The organism is Pseudomonas sp. R4-35-07 (genome assembly GCF_003852235.1).
Classification (GTDB): Bacteria; Pseudomonadota; Gammaproteobacteria; order Pseudomonadales; family Pseudomonadaceae; genus Aquipseudomonas.
This window is the reverse complement of the sequence record NZ_CP027732.1, coordinates 3,074,562-3,093,809: the sequence shown is the minus strand read 5'-3', so window position 1 is coordinate 3,093,809 and position 19,248 is coordinate 3,074,562. Positions and strand designations below refer to the sequence as shown.

Genomic DNA, 19,248 nt, shown 5'->3' with positions numbered 1-19,248 from the left:
ACTTTGGGGCAAACTCCCGGTTTTTCCGCACTTGGCCAAGGCATGCCCATGACTCCCGCGTCGTCAGTTGATGAAAAGAGCTTCCGTAAACTCCTGGGTCGCAATGTGGCCCTGCCATTGGGCGTGGGTGTGCTCAGTGCGGTGTTTTTCGTTTTCCTGATCACTTACTTGCTGTCGGTGATCCAGTGGGTGGAGCACACCGACCGGGTCATCAACAACCTCAATGAGTCGTCCAAACTGACGGTCGACCTGGAAACCGGCATGCGCGGCTTCCTGATTACCGGTGACGAGCATTTCCTCGACCCTTACGAGGTGGCCAAGCCGCGAATCATTGCCGACCTGCGCAATTTGCAGGAATTGGTGGCCGACAACCCGCAGCAGGTCGACCGCCTCAAGCGTCTTGAAGCGTTGCAGGCAGAGTGGAACAACTACGCGCAGTCGATGATTGAATTGCAGCGCGACAGCGGCGACTTCCGCGGTGCGGTGAAGGCGGGCCGGGGCAAGCGCCTGACTGATGAAATTCGCAAGGAATATGACGACGCGGTGGCGATGGAGCAGCAGTTCCGTATCACCCGCAATGAAGAGGTCACCCGCACCACGGTGCTCAGCGTCACCCTGTACCTGGTGTTCGTACTCGGGCTCAGTGGGTTTCTGGCGTATGTCGGCCGAAAAAACTTAGTTGAACTATCAAACAGTTACAGCGCAAGCCTCGCGTCACAAAAGAAGATCGCCAAGCGCCTGGAGCAGCAAGCCTGGCTGCGCAACGGCCAAACTGAACTGGCCGAACAGGTGCTCGGCCAGCTGACCCTGAACCTGTTGGGCCGCAATATTCTGCAGTTCTTTGCCCAATACATGGGCTCGGCCGTTGGAGCGTTGTATGTGCGCGAAGAACACGGCGGGCTCAAACGCGTGGCCACCTACGGCTTCTCCCGCGAACAGGCGCAGCTGGAACAAGCGATCTACAGCGACGAAGGCATTGTGGGACAGGCCGCCCAGCTCGATCGCCTGATCCGCCTGGACGACGTGCCGGTGGACTACTTCAAGGTCAGCTCGGGGCTGGGCGAGGGCGCGGCCCGCAGCGTACTGGTAGTGCCGACCAGCGATGACGACCGCGTCAACGGCGTGATCGAGTTGGGCTTCCTGCGCCCGCTGGAAGAACGCGATGTCGAATTGCTGGAACTGATCGCGGGCAATATCGGTACATCCATCGAAGCCGCGCGTTATCGCCAGCGTTTGCAGGAAGTACTCGCTGAAACCCAGCAGCTCAACGAAGAGCTGCAAGTGCAGCAGGAAGAGCTCAAGACCGCCAACGAAGAGCTGGAAGAGCAGTCACGCATCCTCAAGGAGTCCCAGGCGCACCTGGAAACCCAGCAAGCGGAGCTTGAGCAGACCAACGAACAACTGGCCGAACAGACCCAGACCCTGGCCGATCAGCGCGATGCCATGGACCGCAAGAACATCGAACTCAACCGGGTGCAGCTGGAACTCGAAGACCGCGCCGATGAGCTGCAACGCTCCAGCAAGTACAAGTCCGAGTTCCTCGCCAACATGTCCCACGAGCTGCGCACGCCGCTGAACAGTTCGTTGATCCTGGCCAAGTTGCTGGCCGAGAACCCCCAGGAAAACCTCAGTGCCGAACAGGTCAAGTTTGCCGAGTCGATCTATTCGGCCGGCAATGACCTGCTCAACCTGATCAATGACATCCTGGATATTTCGAAGGTAGAAGCCGGCAAGCTGGAAGTGCGCCCGGAAAACTCCAGCGTCGAACGCCTGGTGGATGGCCTGCGCGGCATGTTCGAGCCGCTGGCCAAGGATCGTAATCTGGGCTTCCAGATCGACCTGCAGGAAGGCGCACCGGCCTTGCTGTTCACCGATCGCCAGCGCCTGGAGCAGATCCTCAAGAACCTGCTGTCCAACGCCATCAAGTTCACCGAGCAGGGCGATGTCAGCCTGACGGTGTCCCGCGCACCGGGGGAGGGCATTGCCTTTACCGTGCGCGACTCGGGCATCGGTATCGCCCAGGATCAACAGGAAAGCATCTTCGAAGCCTTCCGCCAGGCCGATGGCACCACCAATCGCCGTTACGGCGGTACCGGCCTGGGCCTGTCCATTTCCCGTGACCTGGCTAACTTGCTGGGCGGCTACATCAGCGTGGCCAGCGAGCCGGGCAAGGGCAGCATTTTCACGCTGGTATTGCCGGAACAGTATGTTGAGCGCGCTGAAGACGCCGCGCCGATCGAGGCCCCGCGCCAGGCCGTAGCGGTACCGGCCCCCGCGCCCGTAAAGGTTGCGACGTTGCCGGTTGCCGATGCCGAGCCTATCCCGCGCTTTGCCGACGACCGTGACAAAGGGCCATTCACTACCCGCTGCATTCTGGTGGTGGAAGATGAACCGAACTTTGCGCGCATCCTCTTCGACCTGGCCCATGAGTTGGGCTACAACTGCCTGGTCGCCCACGGTGCTGACGAAGGCTACAGCCTGGCCGAGGAGTTCGTCCCCGACGCGATCCTGCTCGACATGCGCCTGCCGGACCATTCCGGGCTGACGGTGCTGCAGCGTCTCAAGGCGCACGCCAATACCCGGCACATTCCGGTGCATGTGATTTCCGTGGAAGACCGCGTCGAAGCCGCCATGCACATGGGCGCCATCGGTTACGCGGTGAAGCCCACCACCCGTGAAGAGCTCAAGGACGTGTTCGCGCGCCTGGAAGCCAAGCTGACGCAAAAGGTCAAGCGCGTGCTGCTGGTCGAGGATGACGACCTGCAGCGCGACAGCATTGCCCGCCTGATCGGCGACGATGACATTGAAATCACCGATGTCGGCTACGCCCAGGCTGCACTGGACCTGCTGCGCACCAATGTCTACGACTGCATGATCATCGACCTCAAGCTGCCGGACATGCTAGGCAACGAGCTGCTCAAGCGCATGGCCACCGAGGATATCTGCTCGTTCCCGCCCGTAATTGTCTACACCGGGCGCAACCTGACCCGCGACGAAGAGGCCGAACTGCGCAAGTATTCGCGCTCGATCATCATCAAGGGCGCCCGTTCTCCGGAGCGCCTGCTCGATGAAGTCACACTCTTTCTGCACAAAGTCGAATCCCAGCTGTCCCATGACCGCCAGAAGATGCTCAAGACCGCGCGCAGCCGCGACAAGGTGTTCGAAGGGCGCAAGATCCTGCTTGTGGACGACGACGTGCGCAATATCTTTGCCCTGACCAGCGCCCTGGAGCACAAAGGCGCCGTGGTGGTGATCGGGCGCAACGGCCGCGAAGCGATCGACAAGCTCAATGAAGTCGAGGATATCGATCTGGTACTGATGGACGTGATGATGCCGGAGATGGACGGTTACGAAGCCACCGCCCTGATCCGCCAGGACCCGCGCTGGAAGAAGCTGCCGATCATCGCCGTGACGGCCAAGGCCATGAAGGACGACCAGGAGCGTTGCCTGGCGGCAGGTTCCAACGACTACCTGGCCAAACCGATTGATCTGGACCGGCTGTTCTCGTTGATTCGCGTGTGGCTACCAAAGATGGAACGCATTTAAGTGGAGCGAAGTTTTTTGGACAAAAGCAGCGACATTGAGCTGCGCCTGTTGATCGAGGCGATTTACCTCAAGTACAGCTACGACTTTCGCGACTACTCCGGTGCGTCGGTCAAACGGCGGGTGGCCCATGCCTTGCGCCAGTTCGACTGTGCGACCATTTCCGCGCTGCAGGAGCGGGTGCTGCACGACCCGGCCGCGTTCATGCAGTTGCTGCAGTTCCTGACGATCCCCGTGAGCGAGATGTTTCGCGACCCCTCGCACTTTCTCGCAATTCGCCGGGAAGTGGTGCCGCTGCTCAAGACCTACCCGTCGATCAAGATCTGGATCGCCGGCTGCAGCACGGGCGAGGAGGTTTACTCCATGGCGATCCTGCTGCGCGAAGAAGGCTTGCTCGAGCGCACCATCATCTACGCCACCGACATCAACCCGGCATCGCTGGACAAGGCCAAGCAAGGCATCTTCTCCCTGGAGAACGTGCGCGCCTACACGGCCAATTACCAGCAGGCCGGTGGACAACGCTCATTTGCCGACTACTACACCGCAGCTTACGATAACGCGATCTTCGACAAGACGCTGCGCGAGAACGTCACGTTCGCCGACCATAGCCTGGCGACCGACAGCGTATTCTCAGAAACTCAATTAATTTCATGTCGCAACGTCTTGATTTATTTCAATAAAAAGTTGCAAGACAGGGCGTTTGGGTTGTTTCATGAGTCGCTGTGCCATCGCGGTTTCCTGGTGCTGGGCAGCAAGGAAACCCTGGATTTTTCCGCCTACAGCAAGCAATTCGAACCCTTGGTCAAACAGGAACGGATCTACCGCAAATTATGAGCGACGCTGCAATCACCCCGATTATCGGGATTGGAGCCATCGTCGTCGGCGCCTCCGCCGGCGGCGTGGAGGCGTTGCTGAGTATTTTCGGCAGGCTGCCGAATACGTTCGGCCTGCCGATCATTGCCGTGCTGCACCTGCCGGATGAACGTCGCAGCCAATTGGCGGAGGTCTTTGCGCGGCGCTTGCGCATTCCGGTCAAGGAGGCGCGGGACAAAGAGTCGATCGAGGCGGGCACCTTGTATTTCGCCGGCCCCGGCTATCATCTGTCGGTGGAGCACGACCGCAGCCTATCCATGAGCCAGGAGGACCGCGTGCACCATTCCCGGCCAGCCATCGATTTTCTCTTCGCCTCAGCCGCCGATACCTACGGACGAGGCCTGCTGGCGATCCTGCTGACTGGCGCCAACCAGGACGGCGCGCGCGGCCTGGCCCACGTCAAGCAATCGGGCGGCATCACCGTTGTGCAGGATCCCGCTGAAGCCCGGATTGCCGTGATGCCCCTGGCGGCCCTGGCGTTGCACACACCCGACCATATTCTTTCCTTGAGCCAGATTGGCTCATTGCTGGCTTCCCTGGAACCTTCCCCATGTTAAGTACTGTCCAGGCCAAACTGCTGATCGTCGACGATCTGCCGGAAAACCTGTTGGCCCTCGAAGCGCTGATCAAGCGCGAAGACCGCCAGGTATTCAAGGCATTGAGTGCCGACGAGGCGTTGTCCCTGTTGCTGGAACATGAATTCGCCATGGCGATCCTCGACGTGCAGATGCCTGGCATGAACGGTTTCGAACTGGCCGAACTGATGCGCGGCACCGAAAAGACCAAGAACATCCCGATCGTATTCGTCAGCGCCGCCGGCCGCGAACTCAATTACGCCTTCAAGGGCTATGAAAGCGGCGCGGTGGACTTCCTGCACAAACCGCTGGATATCCACGCGGTAAAGAGCAAGGTCAATGTATTCGTTGACCTGTACCGTCAGAGCAAGGCGATGAAGCTGCAGGTCGAAGCCCTGGAGCGCAGCCGCCGCGAGCAGGAACTGCTGCTGACGCGCCTGCAGGCCACCCAGGCCGAGCTGGAGCAGGCCGTGCGCATGCGCGATGACTTCATGTCGATCGTCGCCCACGAAGTGCGCACGCCGCTCAACGGGCTGATCCTGGAAACCCAATTGCGCAAGATGCACCTGGCCCGCGACAACGCTGCGGCGTTCACGCTGGACAAGATGCACGCGATGGTCGACCGCGATGAGCGCCAGATCAAAAGCCTGATCCGCCTGATCGAGGACATGCTCGACGTGTCGCGCATCCGCACCGGCAAACTGTCGATACGCCCGGCGCGCTTTGACCTGGCGCAACTGGTGCGCAACCTGGTGCATAACTTCGAGCCGCAGGTCGCTGCCGCCGAATCGTCAATGCATCTGGTCGCCGACGAGCCGGTGGAAGGCCATTGGGATGAGTTCCGCATCGAGCAGGTGGTCACCAACCTGTTGACCAACGCCCTGCGCTACGGCGCCAAGAGCCCGGTCGAGGTGCGGGTTTACACCGAACACGGCGAAGCGCGCGTGGAAGTGCGTGACCACGGCATTGGTATCAGTGAAGAGAACCAGAAGCGCATTTTTCAGCAGTTCGAGCGGGTTTCCGTCAACCACGCGGCGGCCGGCCTGGGCCTGGGGCTGTTCATTTCCGAACAGATCGTCGCAGCCCACGGCGGTACCATCGAGGTCGAAAGCCAGATAGGCGAGGGCGCGCTGTTCCGGGTGTGCCTGCCGCTTCAGGCGACGGCATGAAATCAATCGTCACCTGGACGCAACCTCTACGTGACCCCATGGTCGTAACACCAGCAACTGACCGAACAAAGGCTTCCCATGAGTGAAGATGCGCAAGATGTCGTACTGATCGTCGAAGACGACGAATCCATTATGTTTGTGCTGGGTGAATACCTGGCGGGCCTGGGTTATCGGGTGTTGAAGGCGGTCAATGGAAAAGAGGCGTTTGAAATCCTCGCGACCAAACCGCACCTGGACCTGATGGTCACCGACTACCGCCTGCCCGGCGGCATTTCCGGCGTGCAGATCGCCGAACCGGCGCTCAAGGTGCGCCCGGAGTTGAAAGTGATCTTTATCAGCGGTTATCCGCAGGAAATTCTCGACTGCGACAGCCCGATCACGCGCAATGCGCCGATCCTGGCCAAGCCGTTTGACCTGGATACGCTGCAGGAGCATATCCAGCGCCTGTTGGCCTGACGCCCTCCAGGGCTGCCGTGCAGCCCTAGTCCCTGATCATCTCGCGCACCTTCTCGGTCAGCAGGTCGAACGTGAACGGCTTGGTAATCAGCTGCATGCCGGGGTCAAGAAACCCGCCACGCACCGCTGCATGTTCGGCATAACCGGTGATGAACAGCACTTTGAGGTCAGGGCGGATTTGTCGACCGATTTCCGCCAATTGCCGGCCGTTCATGCCAGGCAGGCCAACGTCGCTGATCAACAGGTCGATACGCTGATCGGATTCGATGATCGGTACCGCCGTGCTGGCGTCACCGGCTTCGACAAAGGCGTATCCCAACTCTTTGAGCACCGCGCTCACCAGCACCCGTACCGCCGGGTCATCTTCGACGATCAGGACGGTCTCTCCGTCATTGGCGAACGGCAACAGGGCCGGATTCACTGCGGCATCCTCAACCATTTCCCCGACAAAACGCGGCAGGAACAAACTGACGGTGGTGCCCTTGTCCACTTCGCTGTGCAGGGTGACGTGCCCCCGGGATTGACGGGCAAACCCATAGATCATCGACAGCCCCAGGCCCGTGCCCTGGCCGATCGGCTTGGTGGTGAAGAAGGGGTCGAACACTCGGCCCATGACACTCTCTGGAATGCCGCAGCCGGTGTCACTGACACTCAACTCGACGTAGTCACCCGGGCTCAAGGTGCCATAGGCGGCTGTGAATACACTGTCGAGGTGACGGTTGGTGGTTTCCACGGTGAGGCTGCCGCCGCTGGGCATCGCGTCACGCGCGTTGATCACCAGGTTGAGCAGGGCGCTTTCCAATTGATTCGGGTCGGCTTCGGCCGTCCACAGGGTGTCGCTCAAACGCATTTGCAGGCAGATACTTTCGTTGATACTGCGTTCCAGCAGTTCGCCCATGGAGGTCACCAGTTTATTGATCTCCACCGGTTTCGGGTCCAGCGATTGCCTGCGCGAAAACGCCAGCAGGCGATGGGTGAGGCCAGCAGCGCGGTTGGCCGAGGTGACGCCCAGGTCGATCAGGCTGTCCAGATCGTCCAGCTTGCCCCGTGCCACACGCCGGCGCAGCAGTTCCAGGCTGCCGATGATGCCGGTCAGCATGTTGTTGAAGTCATGGGCGATGCCACCGGTCAATTGGCCGACGGCTTCCATTTTCTGCGACTGGCGCAGGGCTTCTTCATTGCTGCGCAATTGCGCGGTACGTTCTTCCACTTGCTGTTCGAGGGTTTCCAGGGTGCGTTGCAGGCGCAGTTCACTGGCGCTCAGGTCGACCAAACGGTCCCGGGCTTCGTATTGCCGGCGCCGCCCACGCAGGGCGGTGCTGATCAGGCTGATCAGGGTGACAGGATGAAAGGGGCGCTCAAGGAAGGTGACATTGCCCAACAGTCCGCTCAGATGCGACGAGCCATTTTGCTCGCTGCCGCCGTGATGGGTCATCAGTACAATGGGCAAGTCCGACCAGGCCGGCTGCTGGTGCAGGTACTCCAGCAGCGGCTCCATGTCCACGCCCCGCAAGGCTTCGGCGGCAATGATCAGCACGCCGGCGCCCTCGTGCAGTGCTTCGCACAAGTCGGCCAGGCTGCCGGCAACCACGCCATGGTAGCCGGCCTCTTTGAGCATCATCAGCGCCAACGAGCTGTCGCGCCCCAAAGGCGCAAGAATAACGGCCCGTTCGGAGACTGGGGTAAGGGACGTCACACTCCCTCTTCCTTGAGCAGAGGCGAGCCGGCGCCCATGTAGATCGGGATGCCGCGCAGTACGCCCTGGAAATTATCCAGGGGTTCGCCAACGGTCATGCCGCGACTGCTGATGCGGTACTCGCGAATCGTCGACTCATGGGTACCGGTGCGTTTCTTGATCACCGAAATGGCCCGACGAACCTTGCCCAGTGCCTCGAAGTAACGCAGCAGGATCACGGTGTCGGCCAGGTAGGTGATATCCACGGGCGTCTGCATATCGCCGACCAGGCCATGCTGGGCCACGGTCATGAACGTCGCGGCACCCCGTCGGTTCAGGTACAGCAGCAGTTCATGCATGTGCAGGATCAGCGCGTTCTCTTCCGGCATGGCGGCCTGGTAGCCGTTGATGCTATCGATGACCACGGTTTTGATGCCGCCTTCGTCCACGCAACGCCGTACTCGGTGGGAGAATTCCCCAGGAGACAGCTCGGCCGCGTCGACCTGTTCGATCAACAGGTTGCCGGTGGCCTGCATCGCAGCCAGATCGATACCCATGTTATGCATGCGCTCGAACAGCAAACCCATCTCTTCGTCAAAGATAAACAGCGCGGCCTTTTCGCCACGCTGTACGGCGGCGGCGGCGAAGACCATTGAAATCAGCGATTTGCCGGTGCCGGCCGGGCCAAGGATCAGGCTGCTGGAACCTGTTTCGACGCCGCCGCCCATCAGGGCGTCGAGTTCGGGGATGCCGCTGCTCATGGTCTGGCGCGTGTAGCCGCCGCGATGTTCGGCGGCGACAAGGCGAGGGAATACGTGTACACCGTCGCCCATGATGGTGAAATCGTGAAAGCCGCCACGGTATTTCTGGCCACGGTATTTCACTACCCGCACCCGGCGGCGTTCGGCGCCGTAACTGGGTGTCAGTTCTTCCAGGCGAATCACGCCGTGGGCCACACTGTGAACGGTTTTGTCGAGGGATTCGGTGGTCAGGTCATCGAGCAGCAGTACCGTGGCGTCATACCGCACAAAGTAGTGCTTGATCGCCAGGATCTGCCGGCGATAGCGCAGGGAGCTCTGCGCCAACAGGCGGATCTCCGACAGGCTGTCGACCACTACGCGGGTCGGCTTGACCCGTTCCACCACCTCGAAAATCTGCCGCGTGGCTTCGCCCAGCTCAAGGTCCGAGGAGTACAGCAGGCTCTGCTGGTGCTCGGCGTTGAGCAGGCTTTCCGGCGGGGTCAATTCGAAGATATGGATGTTGTCGTCCAAGTCCCAACCATGGGACTTGGCGCCTTGGCGCAGCTCATGTTCGGTTTCGGACAGGGTGATATACAGAGATTTTTCACCGTCTTTCGCTCCCGCCTGCAAGAAGTGCAGGGCGACGGTAGTTTTACCCGTGCCAGGCTCGCCTTCCAGCAGGAACAAGTGGCTGCGCGATAGCCCCCCGGCAAGAATGTCATCAAGACCTTCGATACCAGTGGCTGCCTTTTCACTTAAAAGCGAATTAGATGTAGACAAGAAGTGCCCTCAGGTCACGTACAAGTTGGGTGCGCGCCGCTGTGGCGCGCCATATTCACTTGACCGTATCGACCTGTGGCGGTTCAACGTTTTGAATTATTTGTGCGCGGCGCCGGCATCTTCCATGCATTTTTTTGAGCGCGGTCACAGACCCTGCTGCAGCGCGGGGTCATCCGGGTTCTGTTGCTCAAGCTGTGCCAGCAGCACCTGGACATTCTGCAACTGGCCGCTCTCTTTCCAATAATTGACCAGCAGCACCCGCGCTTTTCGATTGGCCGGGTGGCGCTGCACGATGTCTTCCAACTGGCGCTGGGCAGCCTCGAGCTCTTCCTGGTCGTGCAGCGTGGTGGCCAGGTCGTAGCGGTAGTCCTGATTGTCCGGTTCAAGCTCCACCGCCTTGGACAGGCCGAGCAAGGCATAGGGGCGCGCGCCATGGTGCAGCAGCCACATGCCCAGGGCGTGTTGCAGGTAAGCCGATTCCGGGTGCGCCGCCAATTGCTGTGCGAGCAGCTGGCGCGATTCGTCGGTCTTGCCCTGTTTATCCAGCAGCTCGATCTGCGCCACCACCGCTTGCAGGTTGTCCGGTTGCAGGCGCATGGCCTGCTGCAGGGCATTTTGCGCCTCCGGCAGCAGGGCGCTGTGGATATACAGGCGCGCCAGTTGAATCCAGCTTTCGGCGGTCTCGGGTTGGGCCTTGAGGGCATTGGCGAACTCGTCGAGCACTTGCTGCAGCGGGCCGAAGTACAGGCCCAGGGTGTCCGGCGACAGGCCGAGCAGGGCGTTGGCGGCGGCAAAGCGCACCTGCTGCTCGGGGTCATCCAGCACCGGGCCGAGCAACAAGGTGCGTTGGCCGGAAGGTACCAGGCCGACAATGCTGTGAATTGCCGCTTCACGCACCCGTGGCGATTCATTGGCCAAGTCTTTATCTGCCAACTTCAACGCCTGGGGGCTGGGGTAGTTGGGCAGCTCGGCATGCAGCGCGGCGCGGCGCTCAGGTGAAAGGTCCGGCCGCCCCAGCTGTTGATACAACACCCGCGCCGCGCCCGGCTCACCGTTGCGCGCCTGCTTCAAGGCTTGGGAATAACCGTGGGCAATCGCCGGCGGCACGGCCACCGGCGTTGCGCGGGCGAAAAACCAGGTGATCAACAAAATCGACAACAGGGCGCACAGGCCGACGATGGCGTAACGGCGTGACTTTGACATGCAGGCGTCCGAAGGCAGGGTACAGGTACAAAGCCTCAAGCTTCGGCCAGTGCAGGGCGAGTGTCAAACCCGATTGGCCAAACCGGTCAGCCATGTTGAAGGCTTTGACCATTGCTCGTAGCGCCGCTGCAGGGCGACTATTTGAGAGCGATTGACCGCCTGGAAAGTGTCCTTAAAACAAAAACACACAAGGAACTGAAGCGATGCGTGATTACCTGGCCGCCACCACCGAGTTCGATTACCAACACACCGTCGACGCCGCCCTTGCCGGCAACCTGCAGGCGCTCAACGCCTGTGTGGAATGCTGTGACCGTCACGCATTGCCTGGGCGCATTGCGCTGTTCTGGGAGGGCAGGGACGGGCGCAGCGCCACGGCGACCTTCACCGACTTGCAGGACCAGGCCTCACGCTTCGCCAATTTCCTGCTGGCCCAGGGCGTCAAGCGCGGCGATAAAGTCGCCGGCCTGTTGCCGCGCACGGCCGAACTGCTGGTGGTGGTGTTCGCCACCTGGCGTATCGGCGCGGTCTATCAACCGTTGTTTACCGCATTCGGGCCCAAGGCGATCGAGCATCGCCTGAACAGTTCCGGCGCCGCGCTGGTCGTCACCGATGCCATGAACCGGCCCAAGCTCACCGACGTGGACGGCTGCCCCACCATCGTGACGGTCACCGGGGCCAAGGGCGAAGGCCTGGTACGCGGCGATTTCAGCTTCTGGGCCGAACTGCCCAACCACTCGAACGTCTGCGAGCCCGTGCTGCTGGGGGGCGACGAGCCCTTCCTGCTGATGTTCACCTCGGGCACCACCGGCCCATCCAAAGCCCTGTCGGTACCGCTCAAGGCGATTGTCGCGTTCCAGAGCTACACCCGCGACGCGGTGGACCTGCGCCCAGAAGACGCGTTCTGGAACGTGGCCGATCCGGGCTGGGCCTATGGCATCTACTTCGGCGTGACCGGGCCGCTGTCCCTGGGGCATCCGATCACCTTCTACGATGGCCCCTTCAGCGTTGAAAGCACCTGCCGGATCATCAACAAATACGGCATCACCAACCTCACCGGTTCGCCTACCGCGTATCGGCTGTTGATCGCCGGCGGCGAGCCGTTCGCCCGCTCGATCAAGGGCAAGCTGCGCATCGTCAGCAGCGCCGGCGAGCCCCTGAACCCCGAGGTGATCCGCTGGTTCGCCGACAACCTTGGCGTGACCATCCATGATCACTACGGGCAGACCGAACTGGGCATGGTGCTGTGCAATCACCATGGCCTGGTGCATCCGGTGCATGTCGGCTCGGCAGGGTTCGCCTCGCCTGGGCATCGCATCGTGGTACTGGATGACAATTACCAGGAACTGCCTGCCGGTCAGCCCGGCATTCTCGCCATCGACCGTGAGCAATCGCCAATGTGCTGGTTCGCCGGGTATGAAGGCGTCAACACCAAAGCCTTTGTCGGCAAGTACTACCTCAGTGGCGACACCGTGGAGCTCAACCCGGACGGCAGCATCAGTTTTGTCGGGCGCAGTGATGACGTGATTACCACCTCCGGCTACCGCGTAGGACCGTTCGACGTGGAAAGCGCCCTGGTCGAACACCCGGCGGTGGTCGAGGCCGCCGTGGTCGGCAAGCCCTGCCCGGAGCGCACCGAACTGGTGAAAGCCTTCGTGGTGATCAACGAGCAGTACCGCGCGACTCCGGAACTCGCCGAAGAATTGCGCCTGCATGTGCGCCAGCGCTTGGCGGCCCATGCGTACCCGCGGGAAATCGAATTCGTCAGCGACTTGCCCAAGACCCCCAGCGGCAAGCTGCAACGCTTTATTTTGCGTAATCAGGAAATCGCCAAGGCCCAGGCGGCCGTGGCGTGATCCGTTGAAAAGGAAACCATGATGCAGATTGAAAACAAGGTATTTTTGGTCAGCGGCGGCGCTTCGGGCCTCGGTGCGGCCACTGCCGACATGCTGGTCGCAGCGGGTGCCAAGGTCATGCTGGTAGACCTCAACGCCGATGCCGTCGCCGCCAAGGCCCGGCAACTTGGCGATAACGCCCGCAGCGCCGTGGCGGATATCAGCCAGGAAGCCGCTGCCGAATCCGCCGTGCACGCCGCCGTTGCCGCCTTTGGCGGGTTGCATGGCTTGGTCAACTGCGCCGGTGTGGTGCGCGGTGAGAAAATCCTCGGCAAAAACGGCCCGCACGCCCTGGCCAGCTTCGCCCAGGTGATCAACGTCAACCTGATCGGCAGCTTCAACCTGCTGCGCCTGGCTGCAGCGGCTATCGCTGAAACACCTGTGGATGCCGATGGCGAACGCGGTGTGATCATCAATACCGCTTCGGTGGCGGCGTTCGACGGGCAGATCGGTCAAGCCGCGTATGCCGCCTCCAAAGGCGCGATTGCCAGCCTCACCCTGCCGGCCGCACGGGAATTAGCGCGTTTTGGTATCCGGGTGATGACCATCGCGCCCGGCATTTTCGAAACCCCGATGATGGCCGGCATGACCCCGCAAGTTCGCGATTCCCTTGCCGCCGGCGTGCCGTTTCCGCCGCGCCTGGGCAAACCCGCCGAATATGCGGCCCTGGTGCGGCATATCATTGAAAACAGCATGCTCAATGGCGAGGTGATCCGTCTTGACGGTGCCTTGCGTATGGCTGCCAAGTAAGGAGGTCTCTTCATGAACGATCCTATCGTTATCGTCAGCGCCGTGCGCACGCCCATGGGCGGGTTCCAGGGCGACCTCAAGGGCCTGACCGCACCGCAACTGGGCGCCGCCGCGATTCGTGCGGCGGTGGAGCGCGCGGGTATCGCCAGCGACGCCGTCGATGAGGTGTTGTTTGGCTGCGTGCTGCCCGCCGGCCTCGGCCAGGCGCCGGCACGCCAGGCAGCGTTGGGCGCCGGGCTGGACAAAGCCACCCGCTGCACCACCCTCAACAAGATGTGCGGTTCCGGCATGCAGGCGACGATTCTGGCCCACGATGCGTTGCGCGCCGGCAGCGTCGACGTGGTGATTGCCGGCGGCATGGAGAGCATGTCCAACGCGCCGTACCTGCTCGACCGCGCCCGCAGCGGCTATCGCATGGGCCACGGCAAGGTGCTCGACCACATGTTCCTCGACGGCCTGGAAGACGCCTACGACAAGGGCCGCCTGATGGGCACCTTTGCCGAAGATTGCGCCGAGCACAACGGTTTTACCCGGCAAGCCCAGGACGCCTTTGCGATTGCCTCGCTGACGCGTGCGCAGGAAGCCATCACCCACGGCAGTTTTGCCGCCGAAATAGTCCCGGTCCAGGTCACCGTTGGCAAAGAACAAAAGACCATCATGCATGACGAACAGCCGCCCAAGGCCAAGCTGGACAAGATCGCCAGCCTCAAACCGGCCTTCCGCGACGGCGGCACGGTGACTGCAGCCAACTCCAGCTCGATCTCCGATGGCGCGGCGGCGCTGCTGTTGATGCGTGAGTCCGATGCACGGCAACGCGACCTCAAGCCGCTGGCGGTGATTCATGGGCATGCGGCGTTCGCCGATGAGCCGGGGCTGTTTCCGGTGGCGCCTGTCGGCGCGATCCGTAAGTTGATGAGCAAAACCGGCTGGAACGTGGCGGATGTCGACCTGTTCGAGATCAACGAAGCGTTCGCGGTGGTCAGCCTGGTGACCATGAGCAAACTGGAGATTCCCCACAGCAAGGTCAACGTGCACGGCGGCGCCTGCGCCCTGGGCCACCCGATCGGCGCCTCGGGCGCGCGCATCCTGGTGACCTTGCTCTCGGCCCTGCGCCAGAAAGGCCTCAAACGCGGGGTCGCTGCCATCTGCATCGGCGGTGGTGAAGCCACGGCCATGGCCGTTGAATGCCTGTATTAAGGACTGACCATGCTGCCTAATGACGAACAATTGCAAATCAGCGACGCGGCCCGGCAGTTTGCCCAGGAGCGTCTGAAACCGTTCGCCGCCGAATGGGACCGCGAGCATCGCTTTCCAAGGGAGGCCGTCGGTGAAATGGCCGAACTGGGCTTTTTCGGCATGCTGGTACCGGAACAATGGGGCGGCTGCGACACGGGTTACCTGGCCTACGCCATGGCCCTGGAAGAAATCGCCGCCGGCGACGGGGCTTGCTCGACCATCATGAGCGTGCATAACTCGGTGGGTTGCGTGCCGATCCTCAAATTTGGCAATGACCAGCAGAAAGACCAGTTCCTCAAGCCCCTGGCCAGCGGGGCCATGCTCGGCGCCTTTGCGCTGACCGAACCCCAGGCCGGTTCCGACGCCAGCAGCCTTAAAACCCGCGCACGCCTTGACGGTGATCATTACGTGCTCAACGGCTGCAAACAATTCATCACTTCCGGGCAAAACGCCGGCGTGGTGATTGTGTTTGCGGTCACTGACCCGGCGGCGGGCAAGCGCGGCATCAGTGCGTTTATCGTTCCCACCGACTCGCCGGGCTATACCGTGGCGCGGGTCGAGGACAAGCTGGGACAGCACGCATCGGATACCTGCCAGATCCTGTTTGAAGACATGAAGGTGCCGGTCGCCAACCGTCTGGGCGAGGAGGGCGAGGGCTACAGGATCGCCCTGGCCAACCTCGAAGGCGGACGCGTGGGCATTGCCGCGCAATCGGTGGGCATGGCCCGCGCCGCCTTTGAAGCGGCCCGCGACTACGCCCGCGAGCGTGAAACCTTCGGCAAGGCGCTGATTGAACACCAGGCCGTGGCCTTTCGCCTGGCCGACATGGCCACGCAAATTGCCGTCGCCCGGCAGATGGTCCATTACGCGGCAGCGCTGCGTGACAGCGGCAAACCGGCCTTGGTCGAGGCCTCGATGGCCAAGCTGTTCGCCTCGGAAATGGCCGAGAAAGTCTGTTCGGCCGCCTTGCAAACCCTCGGCGGTTACGGTTACCTGAGCGACTTCCCGCTGGAGCGGATCTACCGCGATGTGCGTGTCTGCCAGATTTACGAAGGCACCAGCGATATCCAGCGCATGGTCATCTCACGCAATCTTTAAGGAGCCGATACATGAGTTATGAAACCATTTTGCTCGAAGTCCAGGGCCGCGTCGGGCTGATTACCCTCAACCGCCCGCAGGCACTGAACGCCTTGAACGCCCAACTGGTCAGCGAGTTGAACCTGGCGTTGGATGGCCTGGAAGCCAATCCGGAAATCGGCTGCATCGTGCTGACCGGCTCGAAGAAAGCCTTCGCCGCTGGCGCGGACATCAAGGAAATGGCCGAGCTGACCTACCCGCAGATCTACCTGGACGACCTGTTCAGCGACAGCGACCGCGTGGCCAACCGCCGCAAGCCGATCATTGCCGCCGTGAACGGCTTCGCCCTCGGTGGTGGCTGCGAGCTGGCGCTGATGTGCGACTTCATCCTGGCCGGTGACAGCGCCAAGTTCGGTCAGCCGGAGATCAACCTGGGCGTGCTGCCGGGCATGGGCGGTACTCAGCGGCTTACCCGTGCGGTGGGCAAGGCCAAGGCCATGGAAATGTGCCTGACCGGGCGCTTTATCGATGCTGTAGAAGCCGAACGTTGCGGCATCGTTGCGCGCATCGTGCCTGCTGACGAGCTGCTGGACGAAGCGTTGAAAGTGGCCACCCTGATCGCCGGCAAATCGGTGCCGATCAGCATGATGGTCAAGGAAAGCGTGAACCGCGCGTTTGAAGTGAGCCTGTCCGAAGGCGTGCGGTTTGAGCGCCGCGTGTTTCATGCAGCGTTTGCGACCCAGGATCAGAAGGAAGGGATGGCGGCGTTTGTGGCCAAGCGCGCACCGGAGTTCAAAGACAAGTAGCTGTGGAGAGTCAAGATCGTTCCCACGCTCCGCGTGGGAACGCAGCCCGTGACGCTCTGCGTCACCCGTGGCCATCGTTAGCGGGACGCGGAGCGCCCCAGGTGGCATTCCCACGCAGAGCGTGGGAATGATCAACCCTTATCAGTCAGAGCTGATAATTCTTCAACTCCCTGGCAATCACCATCCGCTGAATCTCGCTGGTGCCTTCGTATATCTGCGTGATCCGCGCATCCCGGTAGTAACGCTCCACCGGATAGTCTTCCAGATACCCATACCCGCCATGAATCTGCATCGCTTTCGAGCAAACCTTTTCAGCCATTTCCGAAGCAAACAGCTTGGCCTGGGACGCTTCCGACAGGCACGGCTTGCCGGCGCTGCGCAGGCGTGCGGCGTGCAGGATCAGCAGGCGTGCGGCGTTCAGTTGGGTTTGCATGTCGGCCAACAGGTTGGCCACGCTCTGGTGTTCGATGATCGCCTTGTCGAACTGCACCCGGTCACGGGCATAGGCCAGCGCCGCCTCAAAAGCGGCCCGCGCGATGCCCAGGGCCTGGGCGGCGATGCCGATGCGCCCACCCTCCAGGTTGGACAGGGCGATGGCCAGGCCTTTGCCGCGCTCGCCCAGCAGGTTGGCTTCGGGCACCGTGCATTGGTTGAAGGTGACGGCGCAGGTGTCCGATGCGCGAATGCCCATCTTGTGTTCGGTGCGGTCGACCACGAAGCCCGGGGTATCCGTGGGGACCAGGAATGCCGAAAGGCCTTTCTTGCCCAGCTCCGGGTCGGTCACGGCGAACACAATGGCCAACTTCGCGCGCTTGCCATTGCTGACAAACTGCTTGGCGCCGTTGATCACCCACTGGCCATCGCGCAGTTCGGCACGGGTGCGCAGATTATGGGCTTCAGAGCCGGCCTGGGGCTCGGTCAGGCAGAAGCAACCGATGGCCTGGCCGCTGGCAAGCGCGGCCAGCCAGGTATGTTTCTGCGCCTCTGTGCCGTAGTTGAGGAGTGGGCCGCAACCCACTGAATTATGGATACTCATCAGTGCGCCCGTGGCGCCATCCCCGGCGGAAATTTCCTCCACGGCCAGGGCATAGGCGACGTAATCCACGTAGGTGCCGCCCCATTCTTCCGGCACCACCATGCCGAGCAGGCCCAGCTCGCCCATCTTGGCCACCAGGGCGTCGTCGATCCAGCCGGCCTTTTCCCAGGCCTGGGCGTGGGGTGCGATTTCACCTCGGGCAAAGTCACGCGCCATGTCGCGGATCATCACTTGTTCTTCAGTATATTCAAGATCTTGCATGGCTTATTTCTCAATCTGCTTGAAGTCGTGAAAGAAGCTGTCGACATGGTCGGCGTCCAGCCCTTGCAGGGTGGGCGGATTCCACTGCGGGTTCTTGTCTTTATCGATGATCAACGCGCGAACCCCTTCAATCAGGTCGCCGCGTGCGAACCACTGGCGGTCCAGATGCAGCTCCAGGGCAAAGCACTGTTCCAGCGGCAGGTGGCGCCCACGGCGCAGCATCTGCAGGGTGACGGCCATGGCCAGGGGCGAACGGGTCTGCATCAGGGCGACGGTGGTCAGCGCCCAATGGTGGCTGTCGGCGACGGTGACTTGCTGTAGCTGCTCGACCATGCTCGGCACGTCCGGCAGCGCGAAGAAATGGTCGATGGCCGGGCGCAAGGCCGCCAGCGGCGCATCCGGCAGTTGTTGTACGGCCAGACCGGCGAGCACGCCTTGCAGGTCCTTGAGGGGCGAGTCGCGCCATTGCAGGCTGTCGAGCGCGTGCCCAAGCTCCGTCAGTTTGACGCTGTCGAGGTACCAATCGGCCAGGCCGCAGTACAGGGCGTCCGCCGCACGGATCTGCACCCCGGTGACGCCGAGGTAAATCCCCAGCTCGCCTGGAATACGCGGCAGGAAGTAGCTGCCACCCACATCCGGAAAATAGCCGATGGCCACTTCCGGCATCGCCAGCCGGCTGCGCTCGGTCACGACGCGCAGGTCGGCGCCCTGTACCAGGCCCATGCCACCGCCGAGCACGAAGCCGTCCATCAAGGCCAGCACGGGTTTGGGGTAATGGTGGATGGCCAGGTCGAGCGCGTATTCCTCGACGAAGAAGTCTTCATGCAGGGTGTCGCCACGCTTGAAACTGTCGTACAGGGAACGGATATCGCCGCCGGCACAGAAGGCCTTGTCGCCGGCACCGCGCAGCACCACGGCGTAGACAAGCGGATCATCGGCCCAGGCCTGCAGCTGCGTCGTCAGCAGACGCACCATGTCCAGGGTGATGGCATTCAAGCCGGTGGGGCGGTTGAGGGTGAGGTAACCGATATGGTTACGCACCTCACTGAGTACTTCTTCCTGCTGAATATCGGTGTGGCGTGCTTCGGAGGACACCTGAGCAGTCATCACTAACTCCCTGCTTTTATTGTTCTTTATCAAGATGTTCGCGGGCGAACTATCGCGTGATCGTACCAG

At 61.7% G+C, this 19,248-nt stretch carries 15 protein-coding genes; 10 read left to right on the top strand and 5 right to left on the bottom strand.

Annotation, left to right across the window (positions count from 1 at the left end; translation table 11 throughout):
- Window positions 1–48: 48 nt before the first annotated feature.
- The 5 genes from C4J89_RS14050 to C4J89_RS14030 all read left to right on the top strand — a co-directional run bounded on the left by C4J89_RS14050 (window position 49) and on the right by C4J89_RS14030 (window position 6,616).
- Window positions 49–3,546 (top strand): response regulator, encoded by a 3,498-nt coding sequence (locus C4J89_RS14050; RefSeq protein WP_124414758.1) that lies wholly within the window; start codon window positions 49–51, stop codon window positions 3,544–3,546.
- A complete protein-coding gene (locus C4J89_RS14045; RefSeq protein WP_372237478.1) occupies window positions 3,547–4,377 on the top strand; it encodes a protein-glutamate O-methyltransferase CheR in 831 nt (276 codons plus the stop codon).
- Window positions 4,374–4,973 carry a chemotaxis protein CheB gene (locus C4J89_RS14040; protein WP_124414757.1) on the top strand — a complete coding sequence of 200 codons (600 nt, stop codon included), beginning with the start codon at window positions 4,374–4,376 and terminating at the stop codon, window positions 4,971–4,973. Before C4J89_RS14045 ends, C4J89_RS14040 begins: the two co-directional genes overlap by 4 nt.
- Window positions 4,967–6,160, top strand: a complete 1,194-nt coding sequence (locus C4J89_RS14035; RefSeq protein WP_124362946.1) for a hybrid sensor histidine kinase/response regulator — start codon at window positions 4,967–4,969, stop codon at window positions 6,158–6,160. The genes C4J89_RS14040 and C4J89_RS14035 overlap by 7 nt, the downstream gene beginning before the upstream one ends.
- 78 nt (window positions 6,161–6,238) lie before the next feature.
- A complete protein-coding gene (locus C4J89_RS14030) occupies window positions 6,239–6,616 on the top strand; it encodes a response regulator (RefSeq protein WP_015372062.1) in 378 nt (125 codons plus the stop codon).
- Between the two features lie 25 nt (window positions 6,617–6,641).
- Here the strand turns inward: C4J89_RS14030 and C4J89_RS14025 are convergent, their stop codons facing one another.
- The 3 genes from C4J89_RS14025 to C4J89_RS14015 all read right to left on the bottom strand — a co-directional run bounded on the left by C4J89_RS14025 (window position 6,642) and on the right by C4J89_RS14015 (window position 11,014).
- Window positions 6,642–8,312, bottom strand: a complete 1,671-nt coding sequence (locus tag C4J89_RS14025) for an ATP-binding protein (protein WP_124414756.1) — start codon at window positions 8,310–8,312, stop codon at window positions 6,642–6,644.
- Window positions 8,309–9,811, bottom strand: coding sequence for an ATPase domain-containing protein (locus C4J89_RS14020; protein WP_124362944.1), 1,503 nt, complete (start codon window positions 9,809–9,811; stop codon window positions 8,309–8,311). Before C4J89_RS14020 ends, C4J89_RS14025 begins: the two co-directional genes overlap by 4 nt.
- Window positions 9,812–9,955: 144 nt before the next feature.
- Window positions 9,956–11,014: a tetratricopeptide repeat protein gene (locus C4J89_RS14015; protein ID WP_124414755.1), complete on the bottom strand. Its 1,059-nt coding sequence runs from the start codon at window positions 11,012–11,014 to the stop codon at window positions 9,956–9,958.
- A gap of 203 nt (window positions 11,015–11,217) precedes the next feature.
- Here C4J89_RS14015 and C4J89_RS14010 point away from each other — a divergent pair, with 203 nt between their 5' ends.
- From C4J89_RS14010 to C4J89_RS13990, 5 genes are read left to right on the top strand one after another with little or no spacing between them, the layout of a single operon-like run.
- The gene (locus C4J89_RS14010; RefSeq protein WP_124414754.1) at window positions 11,218–12,867 is read left to right on the top strand and encodes an AMP-binding protein; all 1,650 of its coding nucleotides are present in this window, start codon (window positions 11,218–11,220) and stop codon (window positions 12,865–12,867) included.
- Between the two features lie 21 nt (window positions 12,868–12,888).
- On the top strand, window positions 12,889–13,656 hold the full coding sequence (locus tag C4J89_RS14005; protein ID WP_124362941.1) for an SDR family NAD(P)-dependent oxidoreductase: 768 nt from the start codon (window positions 12,889–12,891) through the stop codon (window positions 13,654–13,656).
- Between the two features lie 12 nt (window positions 13,657–13,668).
- Window positions 13,669–14,853, top strand: coding sequence for an acetyl-CoA C-acyltransferase (locus C4J89_RS14000; RefSeq protein WP_124414753.1), 1,185 nt, complete (start codon window positions 13,669–13,671; stop codon window positions 14,851–14,853).
- Between the two features lie 9 nt (window positions 14,854–14,862).
- Window positions 14,863–15,990, top strand: coding sequence for an acyl-CoA dehydrogenase (locus tag C4J89_RS13995; protein ID WP_124414752.1), 1,128 nt, complete (start codon window positions 14,863–14,865; stop codon window positions 15,988–15,990).
- A gap of 11 nt (window positions 15,991–16,001) precedes the next feature.
- Window positions 16,002–16,775, top strand: coding sequence for an enoyl-CoA hydratase (locus tag C4J89_RS13990; RefSeq protein WP_124362938.1), 774 nt, complete (start codon window positions 16,002–16,004; stop codon window positions 16,773–16,775).
- Between the two features lie 145 nt (window positions 16,776–16,920).
- Here the strand turns inward: C4J89_RS13990 and C4J89_RS13985 are convergent, their stop codons facing one another.
- Window positions 16,921–18,072 (bottom strand): acyl-CoA dehydrogenase family protein, encoded by a 1,152-nt coding sequence (locus C4J89_RS13985; protein ID WP_124404224.1) that lies wholly within the window; start codon window positions 18,070–18,072, stop codon window positions 16,921–16,923.
- Between the two features lie 3 nt (window positions 18,073–18,075).
- Entirely contained in the window at window positions 18,076–19,179 is a 1,104-nt protein-coding gene (locus C4J89_RS13980; RefSeq protein WP_124414751.1) for an enoyl-CoA hydratase/isomerase family protein, read from the bottom strand.
- Window positions 19,180–19,248 lie beyond the last annotated feature (69 nt).